The organism is Streptomyces avidinii (assembly GCF_045161815.1).
In the GTDB taxonomy this organism is placed as follows: Bacteria; Actinomycetota; Actinomycetes; order Streptomycetales; family Streptomycetaceae; genus Streptomyces; species Streptomyces avidinii.
On record NZ_CP108863.1, the window covers coordinates 8443578 to 8469297 of the forward strand.

Here is a 25720-nt window from a genome sequence, read left to right on the forward strand (position 1 = left end):
GGGCAGTCGGCTGTCCGGCCGGTTGTCCTGTCGGTCCTTGCCGGCCCGGAATCCTCCGGAAGAGACGGCCTAGCCGCCCTGGCCGGCGCTGCCGACCGGGCCGACCTTCAGCGGGCTGCCGCCGCCCTCCGTGACGGGCAGGGTGCCGGCGCCCGGCCAGTCGAGGGTGACCGACTTCGTCTCGTCCGGCGGGGTCACCACCAGCCCCGTGACGCGGACGCCGGAGCCGCCCGACGTGTTGAGCGGGTAGCTGATACCGAAGTACGTCGACTGGCCCTTCTTCAGGACGGCGGTGTCCGGCTGCTGACCGGTGCGCTGCGCGGACAATGAGCCCGAGCCGGTCTTCAGGTCGACGCCCGCGTATCCGGAGATCGTGCAGTCGCGGCCACCGCGGTTCTTCAGGGTCACCGCGACGGTGCCGTCCGCGTCGCCGCCGATGGTGCGTTCCGCGGCCGTGATCTCCAGCTCGTCGGTCCGGCACTTGCCGGCCTTGCCGCTCGCGTCGGAGCCGGTCCCGGCGGCCGTACTCTTCCCGCCGGAGCTCGTCCCGTCGGAGGCCTTCCCGCTGCCCTGGTCCGAACTGCCCGCCGAGGGCGACGCGGTGGACTGAGCCGAGGCGGTGGACGAGGGCGACGGGCCGCTCTGCCCCGCGCCGTCCTCGCCGTTCTGGCAGGCCGTGAGCGAGAAACCCGCGGCGACGGCCAGGGCGGCGAAGGTCAGCTTGTGAACGCGCATCGTTGCTTCCTCAGGATCGGGGTCGGTCGGCGGTGCGGGCGCTCGGCGCGGTCGGTACGGGCGAACGTCTCTCATCAGCAGGACCGCCCGGCCCGGGCAGCCGTTCCATCCGACCACCCACCCATACCTTCCTGTTACACGCACATCCGGACCCGACATGCGCGCACCCGCCCGGGGAGCGCCGCCGACCAGCCGGGACGCCGGTTCCCGCCTCCCTTCCGCACCCTTGGGAGGGCGTCGTCCGCCGGTACAGACCCGTAACCCGGCAGATCTTGACCCCAGTGGGTGGGACACCTGCTCGACCCGGCCTCGCGGCGCCCGGAGGCCTACTGGATCAGGTCGGTGTGCGGATGATCCGGGGACTCCGGGCAGACGTAGAGCTGCAGACGGTTGCTCCTGGAGACCTCGACCCCGGGCGGGTTCGACGCGGCGGCGTCGTCGAGCGCGGCAAGGCCTTGATCCTCGTACGGGACCCAACCGTGGCTCCTCCTGTCCCATTCGCTCGAGGCGATGGTCAGCAGTGGGTCCATCCCGGCGCCACAGGCGGTGCAGAACCGGGCGACGGGATCGGTGAAGCCCCATTGGGGCCAGCCACCGACCTTCCAGCCGGGGGCGACGGACAGCTCGCTCCTGTAGAACGACTCCGGGTGGGGAGCGTAGGAGCTGTCGATACCGGATCCGGCTGCCTGCCACCTGCTCCAGTCCTCCAGCTGCTGTTGCAACTCCTTGCTCAACTGAAGGCGGTTGGGGTACTCGGTGATCTGTTCCGGCGCGAGCACGCACGGCTTCGGCACGTAACCGTCGTACTCCACAGCCGACGGGCCGGACGGCGCGGCGCGGATGTCGGTGACCTCGGCGGAGGAACGCCAGAACAGCGCGGTCGGAGGCTTGTAGTCCGGCTCGTGTTCGAAGGGGCACCACAGCACCTGGAGCAGATCGGCCTGCCCGGGCGGTCGCAGGAGGGGTATGTCGCGCACGTACAGCTGGGCCACGGGCAGCATGGGGTTCGGACCCTCGTGCCACTCGTCGACCGCACTGTCGTACAACCCGTGCGACTCGTCGCAGTACGGCCACGGTTCGTCGGCGGGCCACAGGAGTGGCCCGCCGACCGAACTGTCGTACGGCGTCGGCGACCCGGGGCGGGGATGCAACCGGGTCGCCGGGCGTGCCAGCGGGGCCAGTTGAGGAAAGACCGCGGTGACGTCGACCGACCGCGGAGGGGTGGTACGGCTCATTCTGGCTCCCGATGGCGTGAATCGGTTGGGGTCAGTTTCCGAGGTTCAGCAGCCCAGTATTCTTCTGGGTGTTGGTGATCTCGACGTCGGGGAAGAACGGCTGCGACGTTCCGTCCGCCCGCTCGATCCTAGCCTTCATCGTGACCGACCCCGGAATCGTGCTGTTGCTGTTGGCGTAATTGGGCGTCACCTCGTAAAGGATCGCGTCATTCGGCCCGAGGGTTTTGTCGGCCGCATCCTTCAACGCCCTTTGCGCCATGAACTCGTAGGACCGCATACTGGGCGTCCCGGTGTTCAACCCGGACTGCCAGCAGGGGACGAGATTGGTCGGTCCGCCGTCCTCCTTTTCGCCTGTCCCGCCGAGGATGTTGGCGATCAGATGGCATCGGGCGAGCCCGGCTACGGGCGTGTGGGCGTTGGCGAAGACCTGTGCGTCCTGCCAGCCTGTGATGTCGCCTTCGGCTTCAGTGCCCTTGACGACAGTCTTGTCGAGGCAGGCCTGCGCCTTGGCCGCCCGATCACCGGACGGGCCGCTCGGGTTGGTCAGGTTCTTGAGCGGGACCGGTTCGGTGGTGTTCTTGACCCAACCCTTGCCGGAGCGGCGGGCCCCGGTCGGCATGCTGTTGAGGCAGGCGCCCTGCGGCTCGGCGAGCGAACCGGTGATCTCGACCTTGAAGTCTTCGGCTTCCACCACGCGCTGGGCTGCGTAGCTCTCGGAGAGCTGAGCCTTGGCTGCCTCTGCGTCGGCGAGCGGGACGTGAGCGCGTACGCACGGTCTGCCCGAACCGCCCTCCAGCACATTGACGGCCCACCCGTTGGAGCCGTGACGGGGGATGATCTCGGCGCACCGAGCGCCGTCGGTGCCTCCTTCATGGGTGGCCGCGAAGGGGAACTCGCCGCAGCTGTCGGTCGGAACGACGTCCGTCCGGGCCTGGAAGGGCTTCGAACCCGCACTGCCGCAGGTGCGACCCGTGCGGTCGCCTGCGCCGTTCTTGGCCCGGGTCAGCGGCTTGTCGCGTCCCCAGGCGGTGGAGAGGTTGTTCTGGGCCCACAGGTAGGCGGCGGCCGCGGAGCCCGAGCTCTGCGCGTTCGCCACCGTGCTCATCTTGATGACCGGCATGACGCTGGGCACGACGCAGCCGGGCCCGGGCGTACCGGCGGGGTCGGCCGTGTCCCGGACGTTGTCGTCGCAGCGGATCTTCTCCGGGTTGCTCCAGGAGGCGTTCGGGTCCGTGATCTGGGCGCCGGGCATGGCCACGTACAGGTTGTACGACGTCGTGAACTCGACCTGCGTGCCGGGGGCCGGGGTGGAGGCGTAGGACACGAGGCCGCTGTGGAACTTGCCGACGATCAGGCTTCCCCCGTACCACGGGGCGGCCTTGGTGACCTTGCAGCCGTCCGAGCAGGTGGGCCTGAACTTGGCGGTCAGGGATGTGACGGCCCCGGTCGCAGCGGTCATGGTCACCGTGACGCGCTCGTCCCACTTCGTGCCCTGTTCGGGCAGGGCGGCATTGGTCGCCACGTTCAGCGTTCCGGTGCCGATCGGGTTGCCGTTGCCGTCCTTGAGCGTGTACAGCACGGTCAGGCCGGTGATGCAGTAACCGAAGCGGGTGTAGTACCACGACCCGGGGGACGTGATCACGCAGCTCGAGTCGGCCGTGGCGGCAGCGGCGGCCGCCGGCGGCGCGGCGGCGAGGGCCTTCCGCCCGACCGGGATCACCGGCGCGGGGCTGATGGAGACGCAGGACTGTACGGCACCCGCCTTGCGCTCGCCGGAGCCGGCGGCCGTGGGCTCGCACTTCTCCCCGGAGGGGGCGGTCGCGGGCCGGGTTCTGCCGGGAGCGGGAGCAGCCCCGGTCGGATCACTCGGGCTGATTCGGCCCGCCTTGGCGGGGGATGCTTCCGGCGCCTTACCGGTGGCGGCCGGCGAAGGGGCCGGTGCGGTGCTGCCGTCGGTGGCTGCGGCACTTCCGGTCGCGATGAGGGTGAAAGCGAGGAGAAGGCCGGGAAGTATTCGCTTCGCGCGTGGTGAACTCATATCTTCTTTCGGTAGGAGATCATCCCGAGCGCCACCTGACAGGCTGCGTGGTCGGTCGGGTTGAACCGCCTGGTGTCATCCAGGGCGGAAAAGAATGCAATGGCCGGAGTCGGCCTGGAGAATCGTTTCCTCACTGACCATCCGTCACGGTCGCTTCGAAAAGGGGCCGTTCGCACGGGCCGGTAGCGCGGTCTGACGTCGCCGTCGGCGGCGTTCGGTCCGTGTCCGGCAGCCCCGTGGCGGCGCCGGGCGCGATGACGCTCGCGAACCGGCGCCGGCTCCGGGGCGTTTCCTGCACGGCGGAACCTTTCTGATTCGAGATTCCTCGAGATCGAGGGCAAAACCTGCCCGGGATGCTGCGCGGGGGGCGGGTGGTGCCCTGACTTTATGCAGTTCGAACGGCCCGACCGCCCCCGACTGGAACCCGTCGGACAGTGCAGCCGAAAGATGGCTGATTCCCGCCCGTAACTTTTCGCAAAACCGCCACAACCCTTCAGGCGAGTGGTGCAAATCACGCACCCTATGGGGCTTTTGATGGCTTTTTGTTGGTTATATTCCCTTGTGCGGGTGGCCGACGTGACTGTTTCATTCGAGTGATCGTCGGCCAATGCGAAGCGGCGTCGAATAATCAATTCGACTTCGCCGGTCAGTCGTGCCCGAAGGGTGCGTACAACCCACGCCTGAACCGCGTGGGTAAAGGTTGTTCGATCTGCCCATCCTGGCTCTCGCATGTGTTGCGGGAGCCGCACGGATCGAAAATGAGGATGACAATGAAGGTACGTAGCGCGATTCTGCGCATCACCGCCGTGGCCGTCGGTGCAGGTGCTCTGACCTGGGTCGCAGTCCTGGGTGGCGCCACCGGCCTCCCCGGCGCGCAGGCTCCTGCGACGAAGGCGATTGCCGATGAGGGTCCGGGTTACGCCATCGAGGACTTCGCGTACCCGAACGCCGACAAAATCCTCGCCGAGAAGAAGATCAAGCTCAAGAGCGGCGATGGTCACATTCTCCTCGCCGAGTGCACCGGCGCACCTGAGCTGATGGAGGTCTTCTCCCACAAGAACGAGAAGGTGTGCTTCCGGACGACCGGGAACAAGGGATACCTGAGCCTGGAGATTCCGTCGGTGTTCGGAATCAAGGGAAATGAGTACGCCTCGCAGGTCAACATGATCACGGGCGCCGAGGAAAAGACCTTCAACGTAGACAAGAACGCCTGGACGGCAGTGGGTGAAACCGCGGACGACAAGGGTCGCGATTTCATGCTCCTGGAAATCCGCACCAACAAGTAGTCCCGCGTCGGCGCCCTGGTTGCGCGCCACCGGCACCACTCCCTTGAACCCGTCGGCCGAGATGCCGACCCGCGGCGTTCGCGAAGCCATGCCCGCGCGCCCTGTCCTCGAAGGAACACACGTGTCTGCACCCCGTCCGCGCGCTGCGCGGATCTCCGGCCTGCTGGCCACCACCGCCGTGCTGTCGACGGCCCTGATGACCGCCACCCCCGCCGGCGCGGTCTCCGGCCCCGAGGCCGCCGCCGGCACGCACGCTTCCGTCGTCCGGCTCGGCATCGGCGACGAGACGAACCCCCGCGGGTGCACCGGCACCCTGGTCGACCGTTTCTGGGTGCTGACAGCCGCGAGCTGCTTCGCGGCGACCCCGGGCACCGCGGTCCCGGCGGGCAAGCCGGCCTTCAAGGCCACCGCGACGCTCAGCGACGGCAAGACGGTCGAGGTCACCGAGATCGCGCCCCGTTCCGACCGGGACGCCGCCCTCGTACGACTTGCCACCCCGGTCACCGGGATCACGCCCGCCACCCTCGCCGGCGCGGCACCGGCGACCGGTGCCGAGCTGACCGCCGCCGGCTTCGGCCGGACGAAGACCGAGTGGGTTCCGGACAAGCTCCACACCGGCACCTTCACGCTCGGCTCGGCCACCTCCACCACCCTCGCCGTCACCGGCAAGGGCACCGCCGCGATCTGCAAGGGCGACACCGGCGGCCCGCTCCTGAACGCCTCCGGCCAGGTCGTCGCGGTCAACTCCCGCTCCTGGCAGGGTGGCTGCTTCGAAGTCCCCGCGACCGAGACCCGTACGGGCGCCATCGCCGCACGTACCGACGGCCTCGCCGACTGGCTGCGCCAGATCCGGTTCACGACCGCCTCGATCCAGAACGCGCTGAGCAACCGCTGCGCGTACGTCGGCTGGCGCACCCCCGAGAACGGGGCTGCGGCCCAGGTGGTCGACTGCGACCCGCAGTACGCCGACCAGGTCTGGAAGCTGGAGCCCGTCCAGGGCGGCTACCAGATCCGCAACCAGCACAACAACCGCTGCCTCGTGGTCTCGTGGCGCACGCCCGAGGACGGCGCGCCCGTGACGCAGTACGACTGCCACCCGGAGTTCGCCGACCAGGTCTGGAAGCTGGAGCCGGTCGCCGGCGGCGGCTACTCCATCCGGAACTCGGTGACCGACAAGTGCATGTTCGTCTCGTGGCGCACGCCGGAATGGGGCGCACCGATCACCCAGATCGGCTGCGACTCGAAGTACGTCGACCAGGTCTGGAAGATCTGAACGGACCGACGTACCGCAGGAACCCGGCCTCCGGCCGTTCCCCGTGCGCACGCACACCCCATCTCGTGTCCGAAGGATGCCCCGCATGTCTGTCCTCCGTCCGCGCCCGACGCGGATGACCGGGCTCGTGGCGACCGCCACGGCAGTCACCGCAGGCCTCATCACGGCCGGCCCGGTCCATGCCCTCACCGGCCCTGAAGTCCCCTCCGGTCTGCACGCCGCCGTCGTCAAGCTCACCATCGGCGACGAGACGAACGGCCGGGCCTGCACCGGCACCCTGGTCGACGAGTGGTGGGTGGCCACCGCGGCCAGTTGCTTCGCCGCTACGGCCGGGCAGCAGGTACCCGCGGGGAAGCCCGCGACCCCGGCCACCGTCGCGCTGGCCAGTGGTCAGACCTTCGCGGTCACCGAACTCGCGCCGCGGGCCGACCGGGACCTGGTCCTGGCCCGCCTGGCCCTTCCGGCGCGCGGGGCGGCCACGGTCAAGGTCGGGGCCGCCGCCCCGGTGGCCGGCACCGACCTCACCGCCGCCGGATACGGGCGGACGAGGACCGAGTGGGTACCCGGCCGTCCTCACAGCGGGGCCTTCACGGCCGGCACCTCCGACGCGACCACCGTGGCCATCACCGGCAAGGGCACGGACGCGATCTGCAAGGGCGACACGGGCGGCCCCCTGCTCAACGCGGCCGGTGAACTCGTCGGCGTCAACAGCCGCTCCTGGCAGGGCGGATGCCTCGGCACCGACCCCGCCGAGAAGCGCACCGGCGCCATCTCCGCACGGGTCGACGACATCGCCCAGTGGATCACCGAGGCGATCGAACCGCGTCGTTCCGCCGCGGCGAACGAGGCCGGAGGCAGCGAGCGGATCCGCTGGGCCGACTTCGACGGTGACCGGAAGCCGGACTACATCGACGTGGCCGACAACGGTGAGGTCGCCGTCTGGCTCAACCGGGGTGGCGACCCGGCCGGTGCCGCCGGGTGGCAGTCCCTGGGCCGGGTGGCCACCAGCCTGACGCAGGACCGCAGCCGGGTCCGTTTCGCCGACTTCGACGGTGACGGCAGGGCCGACTGCATCCTCGTCAACGGAGATGGTTCGGTCACGGTCTTCCGCAACGAGGGCGGCGACGGCCGCGGCGGATGGAAGGACCTGGGCAAGGTGGCGCGGGGCGTCACGAACGATCCGAGCAAGGTGCGCTTCGCGGACTGGGACGGCGACGGCCGCACGGACTACCTCGCGTTCGACGACGGGGGAGGCGTCACCGCCTACCTCAACCGTGGCGGTGACACCGCGGGAGGCCAGGGCTGGCCCTCGCCGGGCAAGGTCACCACGGGTTCCACCCGTGACCGTGCCCGGGTCCGTTTCGCCGACAACGACGGTGACGGCAGGGCCGACTACTTCATCGTCAAGCCCGACGGCAAGGTGGACCTGTACCTCAACCGGGGCGGCGACGTCGTCCCGAACGCCGGCTGGAACGTCGTGGGACAGATCGCGACCGGGCTCACCACCGACCACACCAAGGTCCAGTTCGTCGACTTCGACGCCGACACCCACGCCGACTACGTGCTCGCCGGCGCCGGGAACAGCGCCACCGTCCATGCCTGGAACGGCGGCGACAAGGGCAACGGCTGGATCGACCTCGGCAGGGTGGCGAGCGGAACCTGACGGGTCGGTTCAGCCCGAGCCGGCGCGGAGAGGCTCACCTGCGACATGACGGCCGCCTCCTGTCCACCTGTGGACAGGAGGCGGCCGTCGTCGTCCTGGCGATCATGTGACCGCTTCGTGCCCGGCTCGTTGGTGCGGACACCGGCCGAGATGTTCTCATGGGCGAGCACGACGGGTCGGCACAGCGGCCGAACACGGGGGAAGGACATGCGGTGGTCGAGCGGAAAGCCGTGGGAGTCACGGTCACGGGATTGATCGAGGCTGCCGAGGACGGCCAGAGCGGCGCCCTGTGGCGGCTCCGGAAGAAGGGCCGGCAGCTCGACGCGAACCTGGTGCGGCTCCTGCCCGGCGGCGAGATCGCCGTGCACCGGGAGCCCGAGGTGGACGTCCTGCTCGCCGTCGTGCACGGCGGCGGTTCCCTGACCCTGGACGGCGCCGCGTCGGAAGTCGTGCCCGGCTCCCTCACCCTGCTGCCGCGCGGGGCTGCCCGCTCGCTCCGGGCCGGCCCCGAGGGACTGGTGTTCCTCACCGCGCACCGCAGGCGTGCCGGCATGGCCATCGGCCGGCCGCCCCGCACCGAACCGCTCACACCGCAGTGCCCGGTCCACCTCGTCTGCGAGCAGTGCCACCGGCACGCCATCGAGGCCGACGCCCGGTACTGCAGCTGGTGCGGTACCCGCCTCGTCGCCCGGGCCGATACGGGCTGACCGGGGCCGGCCCGGGCCGACATCCGTCTCGGCGCACGGGAGGCGGCGCTCGGCCGTTACGGGCGGGGGTGGAGCGGGACCGGGACCCGGGGCAGGTCGATGCCGAAGTGAGTGCGGTAGGCCGCCAGGACCTCGGCGTCGTCGGCCAGGGTCCGCTCGGTCCGTTCCCCGGCGTCCGTCAACGTCAGGACCCGGTCGCTGAGGGTGGTCCGGCCGGTCTCCGTCAGCAGCGAGCACACCGGCTTGCGGGTGAAACCGGACGCGGGCGAGGTGCTGTGCCACCACGCGCCGGTCACGAAGTCGGACAGGACCCGGGGACGCGTCTCCAACCGGTACTGCGGCACGCCGTCCTGGATGACGTCGAGGTCGCCGTGCGGGCCGTCGGCCGGCCCGATCCGGAACACCCCGCCCGGGTCGGGCTGCTCGCCGCGCTCGTCGAGGGCGAGCGGGAAGTGGCTGTGGTCGCCGAAGCCCACGTCCACCAGCCACGCCCGCCCGTCTCCGCACTCGACGCGCAGCGCCAGATGGTCGTAGGGGACGCCCGGCGCCGGGGCCCCGCCGCCGGCCGCGTACACCCGGGCCTGCAGCAGCTCCACCCGGTACCCCAGGGACCGCAGCAGTAGCGCGAACGCCCCGTTCAGCTCGAAACAGAACCCGCCGCGGCCGCCGAACAGCTTGTCGAGCAGCTCGGCCGGCTCCAGCACGATCGCCTCGCCGAGGTGGATGGACAGGCTCTCGAAGGGGACGGTCCGCAGGTGCCGCAGGTGCAGGTCGCGCAGGGCCGCCGCACTCGCCGCCACGGGCCGCTCGGCCCCGATCCGCCGCAGGTACGCGTCAACCCGTGACGCGGGAAGGTCTTCCATCCCGGCAGTCTCGCAACCTGCCCCCCGCCCCGCCATACTCCGCTGGTCCTAGGCCGCCTCCTCGCCCGGGAAGCGGGCGAGGGGTGCGTCCTGCGCGAAGAAGGTCTTCGCGCGGATCGACGCCCGCTCGTCGGCACGCACCTGGCCCGGCCGGGAAGCGTTGCCGAGCAGCACCCCGCCGAAGCGCATCCGCAGGTAGGCGGCGGTGTGGTGGAGGCTGGTCACCAGCCCGTCGGCGCGGGCCTCGTCGTGGTCGGCCATGGCCGTCACGCCCCACAGCGTCCGGCCCGCCATCCGCTGCTCGAAGTCCGAGCCGGGGGCGGTGAGCCAGCCCGACCAGTAGTCGAGGTAGCGCTTGGTGTGCGCGGAGAGGGTGTACCAGTACAGGGGCGAGGCGATGACGACGTCGGTCGCCTCCAGCGTGGCCCCTCTGAGCATCGCCTCGCTCTCCCCGGGCTTCCAGCCCTCCTCCTCGTGCCGCCCGTCCCGGAAGTCCGGCAACGTCAGCCCGGCCAGGTCCACCCAGCGCTGCCGGACCCCGGCGGGCAACTGCTCGGCGGCCTCCCTCGCGAGGATCTCGGTGTTCCCGTCGGACCGGGAGCTGCCGAGGACGAAGAGGAACGAGCGGTCGGTCATGGACATCACTCCGGCGGTCGTGCGCGCTCGTGCGCGGTCGAGCCGGCGGAATGCCCGCTCGTAGGGGCGACGTTAGAGGTTGACATCAATGTCAAGGTCAAGGTCAACCGGATACCGAGGTACGGCACATGCTGATCGGCGAACTGTCCCGACGCACCGGCGTCAGCTCCCGGCTGCTGCGCTACTACGAGGCGCAGGGGCTGCTCGACGCCGAGCGCGGCCCGAACGGGTACCGCGACTACACCGCGGACTCCGTGGCCGCCGTACGGAAGGTACGTGCCCTGCTCGCGGCGGGCCTGTCCACCGAGGTGATCCGCTCGGTGCTGCCCTGCGTCCGGGGCGAGGAGGTGCGCTTCGCCTGGTGCGAGGAGATCCGGGCCGTCCTCGACGGGGAGCTGGCCGCCATGGACGCGCGCATCGAAGGCCTGCGCAACAGCCGCGACACCCTGGCCTGCTACCTGGCACAGACCTGAGCCCGGCCCCGGGACACGGGGGCGGGCTCAGGTACGCGGCCACCGGCCACGGGGTCGGACGGCGGCCGCCTGCGGGCGCTGATCGGTCCGCGCGCCCCGGTTCCCGCGGGCGGGCAGGAGACGGTCCAGGGCGAAGGCGCCCGGACCGGTGAAGACGAGCAGCAGGAAGGCACAGCAGTACATCGCGGAGGACTCGCCCCTGTTCTGGATCGGGAAGAGGGCGTCCGGCTGGTGGGCCGTGAAGTAGGCGTACGCCATCGAGCCGGAGGCGACGAAGGCCGCGCTGCGGGTCCCGCGTCCAGCAGCGGGCGAAGGCGGTCGGCCGGGCGGAGCGGGGCAGGGCCGGCAGCTCGTCGCGTTCTGCGCCACCGAGGCCGCCCACACACGGGTCTGTCCGGGCAGGGCCACCGGCAGCGGCACGGGGGACACGGGCGGCACGTGCGCGGCGGCCGACCGGGCGCAGGTCGTGGATGTCGGCAGCGACCGCGGCGACCAGTTCCGCCAAGGGGGGGGCGGGCGCACGGACACGCGCAGCGGCAGCACGTTGACGACCACGGAGGGCACCTTGAGGGCCGCTGAGCCGAGCCGCGCCATGGCGGGCAGCGACAGCAGCGCGTCCCGGCTGCCGGTGGCCCGGTGCAGGTAGGCGGGATGCGGGGGCCTGCCGGGGCCTGCGGGCATGCGGGCCAGCGGGGGAGGACCGTCAGCCGGCAGGGGCGGCAGGCGTGGCGGGCTTCAGGTCGGCGGTGTCGGGGCCGGATCCGGGGCCGTCGCCGTCGTGCCCGTCCCCCTCGTTCCGCTCGTCGTGAAGGAGGGTGGCCCTGCGCAGGCCGGGCACGGCGACCGCCACGGCGAGGGTGGCGACCTCGACGTCGCCGACGACGCCTCCGGTGCTGCCCTGCGTGGTGATGACGCTGACGATGCGGCCGCGCAGCCGGTCCGGGGTGCTGTGCTGGACGAGGGCGTATTCGAGGATCTCGTACACCGTTCCGGCGGCGCCGCCCACGGCGAGCAGCGTCGGCCGGGCCGGGCGGCCCGGGTGCGCCCAGCCGCTGGTGGCCCCGACGGCGACCGCGCCGACGGCGGGGGCGGTGTAGAGGAGGCCGAGCATGGCCTCGCCTCCGTGGAAATGACGGTCGACCAGCTCGGGGAAGAGGACGACCGGGAGGTTGAAGAGGGCCATCACGCCGCCGAGCGCGAGCAGGCCGCCGACGACGCGGTTGCGCACCGCCTGCTTGAAGACGACCAGCAGCGATCCACTGTCGGCGCCGTACTCCGTACCTTCCTCGCCGTCCCCGTCGGCCTCGACCGGGGGCAGGGGCCGGATCCGGGAGATCAGCACCGTGGTGACAGCGGTGAAGGCGAAGACCGGGCCGGGTCCCCACAGGGCGAGCAGGACACCGCCGAGGAACGGGGCGCTGATGGAGCCGAGCTCACCGGTCAGCGAGATCAGGGCGCCCGCGGCGGGCAGTTGGTCGGGTGGCACCAGGGTCGGGGCGACGGCCATCAGGGCCGTCACACTGACACCTGTGGCCAGCCCGTCCCAGGCGACCCACACGTAGATGCCCCACAGGGTCGGATCCGGCAGCATTGCGTTCACGGCGAGACCGGCGAAGGCGAGGGCGGCGGCGCCGCGGGCCCCACGATCAGGCGGCAGCGGCGGTCGGTCGGCCATGACGCCGCCCCAGAGCGAGCCGAGCAGCACGGTGAGGCTCCTGATCACGCTGGCGACGGCGACGTTGAAGTGGATCGCGTCAGTCCGTACACCTGGGCGGACAGGGCCACCGTCGCCATGCCGAGGCCGAGCAGGGACACCACGCGGGCGATGAAGATGCGCGGAAGTCCCTGCTGGTGCGCAGGGGTTCGATCTCGATGACGAAGTCACGCAGAGGCACGGCAGGCTCCGGGGCGGGCAGGTGCGGGAGAGGGCGGGGATCAGGGGGCGGGCGTGAGCAGCTCGGCCCACTGGCGCAGGGTCGGCCGTTCGGCGAGGTCCACGAAGCTGATGCGGGCGCCCTCGGCCCGCCACTTCTCGACGAGCGACATCAACCGGATGGAGTCGAGGCCCTGGTCCAGCAGGTCGTCCTCCAGGGAGACGTCGGCGGGCTCCGTGTAGAGCACGTCGGCGACGTCGCGGACCAGCCGGTCGAGCGTGAAGGGCGGGGAAGCGGACATGGAGGGACTCTCTCTTCGGGGATCGGAGGAAGGGTGGCCTCTGGGTGTGATGCGTTGGGGCGAGAGGCGGAATGGCGGCTCAATTGAGGGAAGGCTAACCTAAGTTCGTGATTACTGCCGCCACCCCCCGTCCCCCGCTGCATGGCACGGGCGGCCTTCCGCCGCTGGTCCGACGGGCGCGTCTGCACGACGCCCCCGCCCTGCACGCCCTCTCGCTGGCCTTCATCCGCTCCGGTGCCCTGCGGCCCCGGAGCATCGACCACTACCTGGCACACGCCGGGGAGTTCATCCTCGCGACCGGTCGAGGTCGCACTCCGGTCCTGGGCTGCCTCGCTCTGAGTGACGAGGGGGACGGAGCCGCCGTGCTCTACAACTTCTGCGTCGCCCGGGGGAACCAGGGCCGGGGACTGGGCGCCGCGCTGCTGCGCGCCGCGCTCGCCGACGCCGGAAGCCGCCTCGTGCGGGAGGTCTTCACGGCGACCACGGGCGGCGCCGCCTTCTTCCGGCGGCACGGCTTCGAGCCCGCCGGCCCGGGACGGGCGCCCGCGGCCTGGGCGGCGGCGCTGGACCCCGCGCGCGGCTCGGAGGTGCTCTGGCGGAGGTTGTGAACCGTACGGTCCGCACGCGACCGGGGCCGGACCGGAGGACGTGCTCCGGTCCGGCCCCGCGCGTGGACCGCGGGGCCGGCGGCCTCCCGGGGTCAGCTCCTGGCGGCCAGGCTGGCGGGCCGCATGTCGGTCCAGTGCGTCTCCGTGTACGCGGCGCAGCCCTCGCGGCTGTCCTCGCCGTGCACGACGGTCCACCCCGCGGGAACCTCCGCGAAGGCCGGCCAGAGCGAGTGCTGGTTCTCGGCGTTCACCAGCACGAAGTAGCGGGCGTCGTCGTCCTCGAAGGGGTTGGTGGCCATGGTGTCTCTCCTTGGGTGATGACCCGGGGACGGTCGGTTCGGTGATGGGATCAGTGGTGGACGGGGGAGGCCTGCAGGGAGGCGACCGGTACGTCGGGGGCGCGGCACAGTGCCGCCAGGTCCTCGGTGAACAGGGCGGCGAACCGGGCCGGTTCGGCCTCGCCGTAGAGCGCCGGGTTGGCGTCGAAGTCCAGGCGAAGCCGCCCCAGCCGGTCCACCGCGGCGGACACCGACAGGTCGTCGACCGGGCCCGAGGCGAGGCTGACGACCCGGCCGCGGATGCCGCCGAAGTCCAGCTCCGTCTCGAACGGCCGGAGGTTGACCAGGGGCCCCGGGACGCGGCCGCCGCCGTACGCCGGCCACACCTCGCGCGCCAACTCCTCGCCGCGGAACCGCTGGTGCCGGCGCAGCAGGGTCAGCTCGCCGGCCGCCGCGCGCAGCAGGGAACGGAAGGTGTCCGACCCGCGGACCGGCAGCCGCACCGGCAGGACGTTCACCGCCGTCGCGGGCACCCGCAGCGTTCCCGGTCCGGTCCGTGCCGTCGCGTACACGGCGAGGACCGCCTCGCGCGCTCCGGCCTGCGCGGTCACGCGCACCGCGGTTGTGGCGAGCACGACCTCGGCCCACGTGACGCGCGCGGAGCGGGCGGCGGCGCGCAGGGCCGCGCCGTCCGCCGCACCGAGGTGGACGGTGTGCCGCCGCACGGCGTCCTGGGCCGGGGCGGCCCGTCCGGCGGGGGACACGGGCGCCGGGCGGTCGGCGTACCGCCCGGTCCAGTACCGCCGGTCCTCGGCCTGGGCCGCCGAGCCGGTGTAGGCGCGGTCCGCGTCGGCCAGAACCGAGGCCGGTGCGAACGGGGTCGGGCCGGGCGGGCGGCCGCCCACCAGAGCCGTGTAGACCTCGGCGATGCGCCGGCCGATCAGCGCCACCCCGTACCCGTCGACCGCCAGCAGGTGGAAGTACTGCACCAGCAGGTGGTGTTCGGGCCCGACGGTGACCAGCAGGGCGCCCGTGAGGTCGGGTGCCGGGCCGGTGTCCACCGGGGCGGTGAACAGTTCGGGCCGGGGCGGGCAGACGAGCTGGCCGCGGACCAGCTCGACGGCGGCGCTCACCGGGTGGGCCGCCGCGGAGGTGTCCAGGCGCGGCAGGCCGCCCCGGCCCGTCAGTCGCGACCGGAGCCAGGGAGCCTCGTCGAGGGTGCGGCGCACGGCCTCGTCGAGGGCCGCTGTGTCGAGCGGGCCGACGAGCTCGATGTACTGACCCACGTTGTGGCCGGCGTACGAGGGATCCGCGCTCTGGGCCGCCAGGATGTGGGCCCGGGCTGCCGTGAGTCCGGCTGCCGTGGCCGGCGTGGCCGCCGGGGTATCGGTCCGCGGCATGGCCTCAGCCCCGGCGGACGGGGACGCCGTCGGCGACGGCCGCCGCCCTGGTCGCCATCGCGGCCTGCACCTCGCGCTCGGCGACGCGCAGCAGCAGGGAGTCGCAGATCTCACCCGAGCGGACGGCCAGCGTGGACAGTAGGGAGGCGGTGATGCCGTGGGTGTGCTCGGCGGCGGCGCCCTGGACGTAGATGCCCGCCCGGACGCGGTCGGTGGTCTCCACCCGGTGGTCGCGGCCGACGCGCAGACGCCCCTGCCCGTCGGTGAGGCACTCCCCGGCCAGGTCGCCGAGCAGCTCCGCGGGTTCGGTGGGCCGGTAGCCGGTGGCCAGTACCACCGCGTCGCAGTCGAGGGTCAGGGTCTCTCCTGTGGTGAGGGAGCGCACCACGGCCCGTGCCCCGTCGGGGAGCTCCTCCACTGCGGTGAGGGCGGTGGTGTTCAGGATGCGCAGCCGTTCGGTGCCGGCGACCTTCTCCTGGTAGACGGTCCGGTACAGGTGCTCGATCAGGTCGCCGTCCACCACCGCGTAGTTGGTGTTGCCGTGGTAGCCGATCAGCCGCTGCTTGACCTCCTCCGGGGCGCTGAAGAACTCGTCCACGGCGGCCGGGTCGAAGATCCGGTTGGCGAACGGGCTGTCGTCGGCGGGGCTGTACCCGTACCGGGTGAACACGGCGCAGACCTCGGCGTCCGGGAACGTACGGTGCAGGTGGTCGGCGGTCTCCGCGGCGGACTGGCCCGCGCCGACCACGAGGAACCGGCGGTGCGGACGCGTCGTCAGGCCCGGTGCACGGTGCAGCAGGTCGCGGTTGTGCCACACGTGCGGCCCGGTGCTGACGCCGGCCGGTACACGCGGTCGCAGCCCCGTCCCGAGCACGAGGTTGCGGGTGCGGGTGGTGCGCTCCGGACCGGTTCCGGCCGCGGGTCGGGTGATGACGTCCAGTTGGTCCGCGGCCCCGGCGGGACCGGCCGGACGCACCTCGACGGCCTCGGTGGCGTAGTCGACCTGCCCGCTGAAGGAGGCGGCGCACCAGCGGAAGTAGTCGTGGAATTCGAGGCGGGTGGGGAAGAAGGACTTCTGGTTGATGAAGTCGGCCAGCCGGTCCCGGTCCCGGAGGTAGTGCAGGAAGCTGAAGGGGCTCCCCGGATTGCGCATCGTCACCAGGTCCTTCAGGAAGGACACCTGCATGGTGGCCCCTTCGAGGAGCATGCCCCGGTGCCAGCCGAAGTCGTCCTGGCGCTCGATGAACGAGGCCCGGAGCGCCTCGCCCGGAGCGCGTCGGCCGTTGTGCTCCCGGATCGCTATGGCCAGGGCGAGGTTGGCCGGCCCGAAGCCGATGCCCACCAGGTCCCTGATGTCCGGGAGAGCGTCCCCGGGTGTGGAGCTCGCGTGCGGTGCGGACATGCCCATCCTTCCTCGGTCCTACCCTATTTGGTTAGGTAAGGCTGGCCTAACATTCCTGACAGGCCGGAAGCTGTCAAGTTGGCCCGGGGGCTGGCTCGATCCTTACCAACCCGGCTCGTGGCGGGTCGAGTTGGGCACACGGAAGGCCCCGGAGCCGTATCGGTTCCGGGGTTGTGGGGGAGGGTCGTGGCAGGTCGACCCTCCCCGGTTCAGTGGAGGAGGGGCTCCCGGGCAGGCGCGGCGTCGGGCACCACGGTGGTACCGGTGTGCTTGTCGGCGAAGACCTCCAGCACCAGGGCGTGCGGCACCCTGCCGTCCAGTACGTGCGCCATGCGCACGCCCGAGCGCACCGCACGCAGGCAGCCCTCCATCTTGGGCACCATGCCGCCGGCCATTGAGGGCAGCAGTTCCTCCAGCTCACCGGCCATCAGCCGGTCGACGATCTCCGTGCTGTGCGGCCAGTCGGCGTAGAGGCCCGCGACATCGGTGAGCATCACGAGCTTCTCGGCGTCCAGCGCCTCGGCGAGGGCGGCCGCCGCGAGGTCCGCGTTGATGTTGTAGACGTTGTCGTCGTGGGCTCCCCGGGCGATGGGGGAGATCACCGGGATGCGGCCGCGCTCCAGCAGCCCCCGCACGGTGTCGGGGTCGACGTGCACGATGTCGCCCACCAGGCCGATGTCCACCTCCGCCCCGTCCACCAGGGCCGGCCGCCGGACGGCGGAGAGGGTGCGGGCGTCCTCGCCGGTCATGCCCACGGCGAAGGCGCCGTGACGGTTGATCAGGCCGACGATGTCCCGTTGGACCTGCCCCGCCAGCACCATGCGCACGACCTCCATCACCGCGGGGGTCGTCACCCTCAGTCCCGCGGCGAACCGGACCTCCAGCGCCAGCCGTTCGAGCATCGCGCTGATCTGCGGGCCGCCGCCGTGCACGACGACCGGCCGGAGCCCCGCGTAGCGCAGCGAGACCACATCCTGGGCAAAGGCTGCCTTCAGTTCCTCGTTCACCATGGCGTTTCCGCCGAATTTGACGACGATCGTGCGGCCCTGGAACCGCTCCAGCCAGGGCAGGGCCTCGATGAGGGTGCGCGCCCGGGGCGCGGTCCGTCCGTTCACGGGGCGGGGTGGTGTGCGGTCGTCATTCAGGCTTCCAGTTCGTCGATGAGGTGCGTGGTGGTGCGTACGACGGCGCCGCGGGCCGCCGTCCAGCGAAGCGCGAGCGCGTGCTCCTCCGCGGAGGTGTCCGCCACCGCGTCGGCCACGACGAATGGCTGGATATCGTTCATGAAGGCGTCGGCCGCGGTGAGCAGCACACCGGAATGGGCGAACACGCCGCACAGGATCAGCTGGTCCCGGCCCGCGGTGCGCAGGATCCCCTCCAGGTGGCTGCGCAGGAAGGCGTTGTGCCGGGCGTTGGCGATCACGCGCTCCCCCCGGTGCGGGGTCAGTTCCTCCGTGATCGCCACGTCGCGCTCCGGCGCCGCCGGTGCGCTCTCCATCTCGGCAGCCAGGCCCCGCTGTTCGCCGCGCCCGGCCGGTGGTACTGCGCTGAAGACGACCGGGAGGCCGAGCCGCCGGGCGGACCGGCGCAGGGCGGAGATTTTGCCGATCAGGTCCACGAGGGGTGAGTGATCGCGCGGGAAGGGTCGGAGCAGATGGTTCTGCATGTTGTGTATCAGCAGGGCGGCCCGGTCGGGGTCGACGGACCACGGTGCCACGGAACGTGGCACGACTTCCTGGGTGGGCATGGGGTAGGGGGCGATGCTCACAGGGCCCACGGCTGGATCTCCTCGTTACCGGCGCTTCGCTGGGCGCCGGTGGTGAACGGGCGCGCGGAGCTGGACGAGGGCCGGAGGATGCCCCGACCCGCATCAGATACTTAGCTAAGCCTAACCTAAGTATCCTTTCGAAGGGTGTGAATCGTCCGCCGAACCGGCCCTCGTGGTGAACGGGGTGCTCAACTCCGGGGCGGGGTGCGCTCGCTCGACCCGCCCGCGCCGTCCTCCGGTTGGCGGCCGGGGGAAAGGAGGGGGTCGTCGAGCTGCACGATCCGGTACCCGGGCGGCCGGCCGGCCGCCTTGGGCGGACGGCGCCGCCGGCTCGCGCCGGGCTTCGCCGAGCGCGCTCGCTGGGCGGCCGCGATCAGGGCCCCCACCGGTGGCGCCTCGGCGCGCAGGCGGTTGAATCCGCGCACGGAGATCCCGACGAGGGTCGCCGCGGCCGGCCAGGCAGCCCCCTTGCGGATCGCGTTCAGCATCAGCTGTAACGCGGCCGGGGTAGGTGCCGCTCCCGGTCTGAGTCCGTGTGCCTCGGCCAGTGCGTGCGCGGCGCGGAGCGCCGTGGCGAAGCTGGCGTCGATCTCCAGCCATTCGCGCAGAATGTGCTCGGGCACCCCGGCCGCGGCCGCGCACCCGGGGATGGTCAGTCCCTGGGCCGCTCCGCGCAGGGCGTCCGCCATCCGGGCGATCGTTTCCTCGCGCTGGCTCGGCGTGCGGCGCAGTGCGCCGCGCAGTGCCCGGTCCATCTCCTCCTGGGAGCTCATCCAGGCCAGTACCTCGTCGGCCCATTCGTCCTGCTGCGCTCGGTGTCGCGCGTCATCCTGCATCCCCACACCCCCACTATTAGGTAAGCCTAACCTAAGAGTGGAGTGCGGGGGGAGGTGTGCGGCCGTAGTCGTGGTATTCCCGGGACGAACCGGGCCCCGGTCAACCCGGCTGTTCTGTAAGGCGGTTGAGAGATGAACTGTCCGACCGCCCGACGTCCTGCCCGGTGGCGTGCAGCCGGGCCGCGGCGCGGAGCGGAGCGCCCGGGGCCGGCATCCGGAACAGGCCCGCCACCGCCCGGTGGCAGCGCCCCCGCGAGCCGCTCGGCCGCGTGGGCACGTCCGTGGAGGGGGCGATTCGGTGCCGTGTGCGGAGCCTCAGCTGCGGTGGAACACGACCTCCGGATCGGCCGCCGAGGGGCCGTCCAGGCGTGGCGCCGGCTTGCCGCGCAGGTGCAGGTCGAAGAAGTCGCCGACGTACGCCCGCGTGATCTGCTGGGAGCGGGTGCCCGACAGGGGAGTCTCCGGGTGGGGGTAGCCCACCTGCTCGCCGAGTACGGGCCAGTCGGTGAAACCGGGATGACCCGCTCCCGTGACGGTCAGCCAGCGCCTCCAGCCGTCCAGGCGGGGCCAGGTGTCCTCCCAGGAGGTGTCGGGGAAGTCCGGCGGCAGCAGTGCGGGGTCACCGGCGAGCATCAGGAAGGGGCGTCCGCCGAGCCCGGCCTCGGGGACCGGTGTGAAGAAGGTGCCGTCCATGTTGACCCCGGCGTCCACGCGCGGGTCCACGGCCATGGTCGCCGAGGCCGCCGCCCCGCCGATGGAGTGACCGGCCATGCCGATGTGCCGGGAGTCGATCAGCCAGGAGTACTTCCACGCGGAGCGGGGGCCGGTCAGCCGGTCCAGGACGAACGGGACGTCACGGGCCCGGCCGTCGGAGACCCGGTGCAGCGATCCGTCCGGGAACACCTGCTCGCACGCCTTGCAGGTGAGGGTCCGTCCGCCGGGGAAGACGGTGCCGTCCGACTCGTACGCGTGGTCCACGGCCGCCACGACGTAGCCGCGGCTGGCGAGGCCCTCCGCCAGGGTGGTCAGCGAGGACCGCGGCATGGTGAAGCCGGGGGAGAGCACGATCAGCGGGTACCGGTGCGCGGAGGGTCGGGGCAGCGCGTCCGCCCGCGCGTTCGTCCGGGTGGCCGCGACCCGCTCGGGTTGACGTACTCGCCGAGCTGCCCCCGGTCGGTCAGCAGCGCCCTGGCCTCGGGAACGCTCATGTAGGGAGCGGGAGTTCCGGTGCGAGCGAGTGCCGGGTAGTGCAGCGACAGGAGTAATTCCCGGTCGGCCGTGGGCACCCAGGGGTCCTTGCGCTCCCTGTCCACCAGGTGGAGGGTGTCGCGGCCCACGGCGAAGTCGCCGGTGGGCCGGGGGAGTTCGAGTCCGGTGGGGCCGGCCGGGGTGGGTGCGGCCACGGCGGGAGCGGCCACGGCGGGAGCGGCGAGCGTACCGGGTGCGGCGATGACCAGACCGGTCGCCAGCGCCGTCAGCACGCGGATGATCTTCTTCATGACGGCATCCTAAGTAACGTTTAGGTAAGCCTTACCTAACGTCTTGGAGATGATGTGGAGTGGGATCGCTGCGGCGAGGCGCTTCGGGGCGCGAACGTGCATATCCGGTCAAGCTGAGTGGCCGTCCGGTGAACCGCGCGCGGCCGACAGCAGGTCAGCGGGGGCGGGGGTGCATGTCGCGACCGACAGGGCCCGCCTCGGGGTCCGGCGGCGGCACCGGTCACGCCCCTCGTGAGCTGCCCGAACGACCATTCGGTCGCCGGTATGTGAACGCTCTGTCCGTAAATCGGTCATCAACATGCAACTTGTCTTTGGGTCGGACAGTCTGGTGCCGCAACGACGCGATATCGAAACCAAATATCGCGTTCAACCTTTGAATCGAAAGTGAGTTTCGTCGTGCGTCACCGCATCGCAGCCGCCTCCGCCGCCGCCCTCGTCTGTCTGGTCGGCACCACCGGCATCGCGGCTGCCCAGCCCTCCAGCCTCTACGCCCCGTCCGCCCTGGTGTTCACCGTCGCGCAGGGAGACGACGCCGCCACGTCCACCGTCGTCCGGGCGTCCACCCTCAGCTGCGCCCCGACCGCCCTGGGTACCCACCCCGACCCGCAGGCCGCCTGCGCCGCGCTCAACGCCACCGGCGGAGCGCTGGACCGTCTGCTGGCCGCGCCGAACCCGGACCGCGCCTGCCCGATGCACTACGCCCCGGTCACCGTGACCGCCGACGGCGTGTGGAAGGGCAGCCGCGTCGCCTGGAAGCACACCTTCTCCAACGCCTGCGTCATGTCCGCGACCCTCAACGGGAACGCCGTCTTCGCGTTCTGATCCCGGGTCGGTGGGCCTCAGGCGTCGAACAGCCGGCGCGAGGCCTCGATGTGGCCGAGGTTCCGGTGGGTCCAGTCGCACATGCCGTGGACGGTCTCCCGCAGCCCCCGGCCCGGCGCGGTCAGGGTGTACTCGACCCTCGGCGGCACCGTGGGGTGCACGGTCCGCACGACCAGCCCGTTGCGCTCCAGCATGCGCAGGTTCTGGGTGAGCATCTTGTGGCTGACGCCCTCCACCTCGTCGCGCAACTCACTGAAGCGCAGGGTGCGCTCACCCAGGGCCTCGATGATCAGGAGCGCCCACTTGTTGGCGACGTCCGAGAAGATCTCCCGTGCCAGCGAGTCGGCGCGCCTCAGCTCCGCCTCCTCGGGCGAGTTGCCGAACTGCTTGGTCACCATAAGGTTCCCCAGTCACTGAAAAGTGCGTTCTTCCACGTCAGCGATCACTCTCCTACGGTTCCCCAGTAACTACAAGAGAGCGCTGGAGAAGGAGGCGGGCACCATGGCGATCAGCCTGATGGACCCCGACGGATTGCCGAAGATCGATGCCTACCGGCAGGTGGCCGTAGCGACCGGGTCGAAGCTGGTCTTCATCGCCGGCCAGGTGGCCTGGGACGCCGACGGCACCACGGTGGGGGAGGGCGACCTGGCGGCCCAGGTCGAGCAGTGTTACCTCAACGTCGCCGCCGCCCTCGCCGGGGCCGGAGGGTCCTTCGACGACGTGGCGAAACTGACCCTGTACGTCGTCGACTGGACCCCCGACAAGATGCCCCTGGTCATGGAGGGCATCGGCCGGGCGGCCGCGGCACTGGGCGTCACTCCCGTACCGCCCGGCACACTCCTGGGCGTCGCGGCCCTGGACGTGCCCGAGCACCTCGTCGAGGTGGAGGCCACCGCGGTCCTCGACTGAACATCCCCGCACGCGGCGCCCCGCTCCCGGACCCTTCCCGGCCCGGCAGCGGGGCGCCCGCCCTTCTGTGTCTACGCCTTCCCTTCGCGGGCCGAGACGGTGACGTGGTCCACCCGCATCGCATGACCCGGCTCGGTCGCCGGACCCGCCACCGCACCGTCGGCGAGCGGCAGGTTGCCACCGACGGCCACGTCGAGGATCAGGAACAGGCCGTGTTCCACCGCAGCCCGCCACGTTCCGGGGTCCATCCGGTCGGCGCTCACCCGGTGGTACACGCGCCCGTCCAGGTACCAGCGCACCTCCTGCGCGCCGGGCGCGAGGTCGACCTCGACGGCGTACGAGTGGAAGGCCGTCCGGCAGCCGTCGCAGGGCTGCGGACCCGAGGTCAGGCCGGCCGGCTCCCGGCATGGGCCCCCTTCGAGGACACCGCAGTGCATCGTGGCGAAAACGGTGTCCCGCCCGTTCACGGACTCCATGATGTCGAGCTCCCCGACCCCCGGCCACCCCGTGTACCCGTCGCGCAGCGGCGCCCCCAGGGTCCAGAACGCCGGCCAGTACCCGGCCGCCCTCTCCCCGGTGACGTCCGGCAGCGCGATCGACGCCTCGATCCGCAGCGCCCCGCCGGGCGGCGGCGCGAAGTCGGAGCGCCGCGTCTCGATCCGCCCCGAACTCCACTGTCCGTCCCTGCGGGTGGGCACGATCTCCAGGGCGCCCTTCCCGTCGAGGCGGACGTTGTCCGTCGAGTCGGTCATGGTCTCGATCTCCCCGGTGCCCCACTGCGCTGCGGGGCAGCCCGGGTAGCAGGTGCCGAGGTCGTGGAGCCAGTTGACGGCGGACACAGGGGAGCCCGCCGGACCGTCGAAGTCGTCACGCAGCAACCTCGTCCACCCGTCGGCCCCCGGGACGGCGTCCGGTCGGGCCGCGGGCGCCGAGGCCGCGGCGGGCAGTAGCCCGGCCTCCGTGAACAGCCGCTCCAGCCGGTTGGTCAGGACCACGGCCGCCGCGTTCGTCAGGTGCGCGTCGTCCCGGTAGAGCAGGATCCGGTCGAGCACGGCCGGGCAGGTCGGCCCGTCGCCCGGGCACAGGACCTGGTTCACGCCGATGCTCCGTACGCCGGGCAGCGCACCGGACGCGATCCGCACCGCCAGCGGATCCGGCAGTTGGGCGTCCGCCCGGCTGAACGCGCAGGCGGCCGGGGATCCGGGACTGCCGGAGACGCACGCCGGGATGTCCCTACCGGGTACGGGCGTGTCCTCGATGTAGACGATCGGCGCCCCCAGCGCCCGCAGCGGGGTCAGCGTCTTCTCCCACGCCTCGGCCAGCAGCTTCGCGTCGTCGGTGTACCGGTTGAGCGAGGCGATCACGATGAGGCGGGGCCGGGGCTGCTGCCCCAGCCGCTCCAGGGCATCCGCGCGCCAGGTGTCGCACTCCCGGTAGGCGCGGCCGAGCTGCGGACTGTCCACCGCCAGCTCCGGCAGCGGGCAGCCCTGCTTCACCAACTCCTGCAGGGCCCAGCCCCGCTGGGCGGCCAGCGCCAGCATCGGGGAGAACCACTGCCCGGCGTGCGAGTCGCCGAGCAGCACGATCCGGTCCGGGCTGTCCGTCGCGCCGAACAGGCAGTCGGGGCTCCGCGTTACGGCCGGGGCGACCTCGCAGGCCCCGTCCGGCGGGAAGTCCGACCGCGCCTGCACCGGGCTGGGCACCACCGGGCCGTCCACGAGCGGGGTGCCGGCGGTGCGGGCGAGCAGCGTGGGGCCCGACGCGGCGCCCGGTGGCAGCCCCTGCGTGTCGACCGGGGCGGCCGGGCCGAGCACCCGCAGCGTCGTGGAGCCGACGACCAGCGCGAGGACCACCGGCAGCACGATCGCCGAGACGCCCACCGACAGCCCGCGGCGCGGGAGTTCGGAGACCGTCCGGCTGCGGCGCAGCGGCTGCTCGACCCAGCGCAGGGTGGCGAGGGCGGGCAGGACGGCCGCCAGTGTCAGCGCGGACTTCGCGGGCCAGCCGAGCGTGCCCAGCCGCGCCTCGGCGAGGACGAGCACCGGCCAGTGCCACAGGTACAGGTTGTAGGAGAGCCGCCCGACGGCCCGCGGCGCCCGCCCCGACAGCAACCGCCCGACGTCCCAGGCGCCCTGGGTGTGCCGTTCGCCCCGGCCCGGTATCGCGGCCAGGATCACGGCGGCGGTCGCCAGGGTCGGCACCAGGGCCGCGTAGCCGGGGTACGCGGTCCCGGCGTCGTACGACACGACGCACCAGCCGATCGCCGCTGCCCCGGCCCAGCCGCACAGCAGCCGCAGCGGGCGCGGCCCGCGCATCAGGTGCCAGGGCAGCAGCGCGAGCAGTGCCCCGGCGCCGAACTGCCAGACGCGCGAGGGCGTTGCGAGGTACGCGAGCGATACGGAGTGCTCGGTCCAGTACAGCCCCAGCACGAACGAGGCCACGGCCAGGGGGGCGGCGGCGAGCACCACGACGAGGCGCACGGCCCGGCCCCGGCGGACCGCACGGCCCGCGCACAGCACCAGTACCGCCAGCAGCGGGGCCCAGAACAGGTAGAACTGCTCCTCGACGGCGAGGGACCAGAAGTGCAGCAGCGGGCTCTGGTCGTGCCCGGCGGCGAGGTAGTCGGTCCGCTGCGACACGAACCGCCAGTTGGCGAAGGACAGCGCCGCCGCGACGACGTCGTACTCCATGTCCGCGCGGCGCAGCGGTACGGTCAGCCAGGCCCCGGCCACGGCCACCGCGGCGAGCACCACGGCGGCGGAGGGCAGCAGCCGTCGGGCCCGCCGGGAGAAGAAGTCACCGAGCCGGATCCGGCCGGTCGTGATCGCCTCCCGGACCAGCAGACCGGTGATCAGGTAGCCGGAGATGACGAAGAAGACGTCCACGCCGACGAAACCGCCGGTCGTCCAGGGAATCCCGGCGTGGAAGGCGAGCACCGCGAGGACGGCGACCGCGCGCAGCCCCTCGATGTCGGGCCGGAACGCGGAGCGGTGCGGGCTCGGCCCGGACTCGCCGCCGGAGCGGGATCCGGGCGGCAGCTCTCCGGCCCGTGGAGCCGCGGCCCTGCGGGGCCGGCGCCGGCCGGGTGTGACGAGGTAGGACATGACGACGGTG

General features: G+C 72.0%; 23 protein-coding genes and 2 pseudogenes. 8 read left to right on the forward strand and 17 right to left on the reverse strand.

Annotated elements, in window-relative coordinates; genetic code table 11:
- Nucleotides 1-69: 69 nt before the first annotated feature.
- From OG373_RS38310 to OG373_RS38320, 3 genes are all read right to left on the reverse strand, one after another.
- Complete coding sequence (locus OG373_RS38310) at nucleotides 70-735, reverse strand: DUF4232 domain-containing protein (protein WP_405443429.1); 666 nt, start codon at nucleotides 733-735, stop codon at nucleotides 70-72.
- A 326-nt stretch (nucleotides 736-1061) separates the two neighbouring features.
- Nucleotides 1062-1970: a hypothetical protein gene (locus OG373_RS38315; protein WP_405443430.1), complete on the reverse strand. Its 909-nt coding sequence runs from the start codon at nucleotides 1968-1970 to the stop codon at nucleotides 1062-1064.
- A gap of 31 nt (nucleotides 1971-2001) precedes the next feature.
- Entirely contained in the window at nucleotides 2002-4008 is a 2007-nt protein-coding gene (locus OG373_RS38320; RefSeq protein WP_405443431.1) for a DNA/RNA non-specific endonuclease, read from the reverse strand.
- Nucleotides 4009-4778: 770 nt separating this feature from the next.
- Between OG373_RS38320 and OG373_RS38325 the strand changes: the two genes are divergently transcribed.
- From OG373_RS38325 to OG373_RS38340, 4 genes are all read left to right on the forward strand, one after another.
- Nucleotides 4779-5294 carry a hypothetical protein gene (locus OG373_RS38325; RefSeq protein ID WP_405443433.1) on the forward strand — a complete coding sequence of 172 codons (516 nt, stop codon included), beginning with the start codon at nucleotides 4779-4781 and terminating at the stop codon, nucleotides 5292-5294.
- Nucleotides 5295-5415: 121 nt separating this feature from the next.
- Nucleotides 5416-6567, forward strand: a complete 1152-nt coding sequence (locus OG373_RS38330) for an RICIN domain-containing protein (protein WP_405443434.1) — start codon at nucleotides 5416-5418, stop codon at nucleotides 6565-6567.
- 85 nt (nucleotides 6568-6652) lie between these two features.
- Nucleotides 6653-8230, forward strand: coding sequence for an FG-GAP-like repeat-containing protein (locus tag OG373_RS38335; RefSeq protein ID WP_405443436.1), 1578 nt, complete (start codon nucleotides 6653-6655; stop codon nucleotides 8228-8230).
- Nucleotides 8231-8442: 212 nt separating this feature from the next.
- A complete protein-coding gene (locus OG373_RS38340; protein ID WP_405443437.1) occupies nucleotides 8443-8937 on the forward strand; it encodes a hypothetical protein in 495 nt (164 codons plus the stop codon).
- Between the two features lie 56 nt (nucleotides 8938-8993).
- Here the strand turns inward: OG373_RS38340 and OG373_RS38345 are convergent, their stop codons facing one another.
- Both OG373_RS38345 and OG373_RS38350 read right to left on the reverse strand, forming a co-directional pair.
- A complete protein-coding gene (locus OG373_RS38345; protein WP_405443438.1) occupies nucleotides 8994-9800 on the reverse strand; it encodes an arylamine N-acetyltransferase in 807 nt (268 codons plus the stop codon).
- A gap of 48 nt (nucleotides 9801-9848) precedes the next feature.
- Nucleotides 9849-10436, reverse strand: coding sequence for a flavodoxin family protein (locus tag OG373_RS38350; RefSeq protein ID WP_405443440.1), 588 nt, complete (start codon nucleotides 10434-10436; stop codon nucleotides 9849-9851).
- A gap of 128 nt (nucleotides 10437-10564) precedes the next feature.
- Here OG373_RS38350 and OG373_RS38355 point away from each other — a divergent pair, with 128 nt between their 5' ends.
- Nucleotides 10565-10909 (forward strand): MerR family transcriptional regulator, encoded by a 345-nt coding sequence (locus OG373_RS38355; protein WP_405443441.1) that lies wholly within the window; start codon nucleotides 10565-10567, stop codon nucleotides 10907-10909.
- 27 nt (nucleotides 10910-10936) lie between these two features.
- On the opposite strand, the pseudogene OG373_RS38360 reads toward OG373_RS38355, so the two are convergent.
- The 3 genes and pseudogenes from OG373_RS38360 to OG373_RS38370 form a co-directional block, all read right to left on the reverse strand.
- Nucleotides 10937-11212 (reverse strand): annotated as a pseudogene (locus tag OG373_RS38360) (DoxX family protein); the annotation flags it as partial.
- 400 nt (nucleotides 11213-11612) lie between these two features.
- Nucleotides 11613-12632 carry an MFS transporter gene (locus OG373_RS38365; RefSeq protein ID WP_405443443.1) on the reverse strand — a complete coding sequence of 340 codons (1020 nt, stop codon included), beginning with the start codon at nucleotides 12630-12632 and terminating at the stop codon, nucleotides 11613-11615.
- A gap of 212 nt (nucleotides 12633-12844) precedes the next feature.
- Nucleotides 12845-13084 carry a phosphopantetheine-binding protein gene (locus tag OG373_RS38370; RefSeq protein ID WP_405443444.1) on the reverse strand — a complete coding sequence of 80 codons (240 nt, stop codon included), beginning with the start codon at nucleotides 13082-13084 and terminating at the stop codon, nucleotides 12845-12847.
- Between the two features lie 107 nt (nucleotides 13085-13191).
- Here OG373_RS38370 and OG373_RS38375 point away from each other — a divergent pair, with 107 nt between their 5' ends.
- Nucleotides 13192-13692: a GNAT family N-acetyltransferase gene (locus tag OG373_RS38375; RefSeq protein WP_405443445.1), complete on the forward strand. Its 501-nt coding sequence runs from the start codon at nucleotides 13192-13194 to the stop codon at nucleotides 13690-13692.
- Between the two features lie 92 nt (nucleotides 13693-13784).
- On the opposite strand, the gene OG373_RS38380 is transcribed toward OG373_RS38375, so the two are convergent.
- The 7 genes and pseudogenes from OG373_RS38380 to OG373_RS38410 form a co-directional block, all read right to left on the reverse strand.
- The gene (locus tag OG373_RS38380; protein WP_405443446.1) at nucleotides 13785-13991 is read right to left on the reverse strand and encodes an MbtH family protein; all 207 of its coding nucleotides are present in this window, start codon (nucleotides 13989-13991) and stop codon (nucleotides 13785-13787) included.
- A gap of 50 nt (nucleotides 13992-14041) precedes the next feature.
- Entirely contained in the window at nucleotides 14042-15370 is a 1329-nt protein-coding gene (locus OG373_RS38385; protein WP_405443447.1) for a condensation domain-containing protein, read from the reverse strand.
- Nucleotides 15371-15374: 4 nt separating this feature from the next.
- Nucleotides 15375-16772 carry a lysine N(6)-hydroxylase/L-ornithine N(5)-oxygenase family protein gene (locus OG373_RS38390; protein ID WP_405443448.1) on the reverse strand — a complete coding sequence of 466 codons (1398 nt, stop codon included), beginning with the start codon at nucleotides 16770-16772 and terminating at the stop codon, nucleotides 15375-15377.
- Nucleotides 16773-16981: 209 nt separating this feature from the next.
- Nucleotides 16982-17887 carry an acetylglutamate kinase gene (gene argB / locus OG373_RS38395; RefSeq protein ID WP_405443450.1) on the reverse strand — a complete coding sequence of 302 codons (906 nt, stop codon included), beginning with the start codon at nucleotides 17885-17887 and terminating at the stop codon, nucleotides 16982-16984.
- Between the two features lie 26 nt (nucleotides 17888-17913).
- On the reverse strand, nucleotides 17914-18549 hold the full coding sequence (locus tag OG373_RS38400) for an isochorismatase family protein (protein WP_405443451.1): 636 nt from the start codon (nucleotides 18547-18549) through the stop codon (nucleotides 17914-17916).
- A 179-nt stretch (nucleotides 18550-18728) separates the two neighbouring features.
- Nucleotides 18729-19382 carry a hypothetical protein gene (locus OG373_RS38405; protein ID WP_405443453.1) on the reverse strand — a complete coding sequence of 218 codons (654 nt, stop codon included), beginning with the start codon at nucleotides 19380-19382 and terminating at the stop codon, nucleotides 18729-18731.
- Between the two features lie 309 nt (nucleotides 19383-19691).
- Nucleotides 19692-20875, reverse strand: a pseudogene (locus tag OG373_RS38410) (alpha/beta hydrolase family protein).
- A gap of 396 nt (nucleotides 20876-21271) precedes the next feature.
- Here OG373_RS38410 and OG373_RS38415 point away from each other — a divergent pair.
- Nucleotides 21272-21697, forward strand: a complete 426-nt coding sequence (locus tag OG373_RS38415; RefSeq protein WP_397731625.1) for a subtilase-type protease inhibitor — start codon at nucleotides 21272-21274, stop codon at nucleotides 21695-21697.
- 17 nt (nucleotides 21698-21714) lie between these two features.
- On the opposite strand, the gene OG373_RS38420 is transcribed toward OG373_RS38415, so the two are convergent.
- Nucleotides 21715-22095 (reverse strand): winged helix-turn-helix transcriptional regulator, encoded by a 381-nt coding sequence (locus tag OG373_RS38420; RefSeq protein ID WP_405443455.1) that lies wholly within the window; start codon nucleotides 22093-22095, stop codon nucleotides 21715-21717.
- 103 nt (nucleotides 22096-22198) lie between these two features.
- Here OG373_RS38420 and OG373_RS38425 point away from each other — a divergent pair, with 103 nt between their 5' ends.
- Nucleotides 22199-22606: a RidA family protein gene (locus OG373_RS38425; protein ID WP_405443457.1), complete on the forward strand. Its 408-nt coding sequence runs from the start codon at nucleotides 22199-22201 to the stop codon at nucleotides 22604-22606.
- A gap of 71 nt (nucleotides 22607-22677) precedes the next feature.
- On the opposite strand, the gene OG373_RS38430 is transcribed toward OG373_RS38425, so the two are convergent.
- Nucleotides 22678-25710, reverse strand: coding sequence for an acyltransferase family protein (locus OG373_RS38430; protein WP_405443459.1), 3033 nt, complete (start codon nucleotides 25708-25710; stop codon nucleotides 22678-22680).
- Nucleotides 25711-25720: the final 10 nt, after the last annotated feature.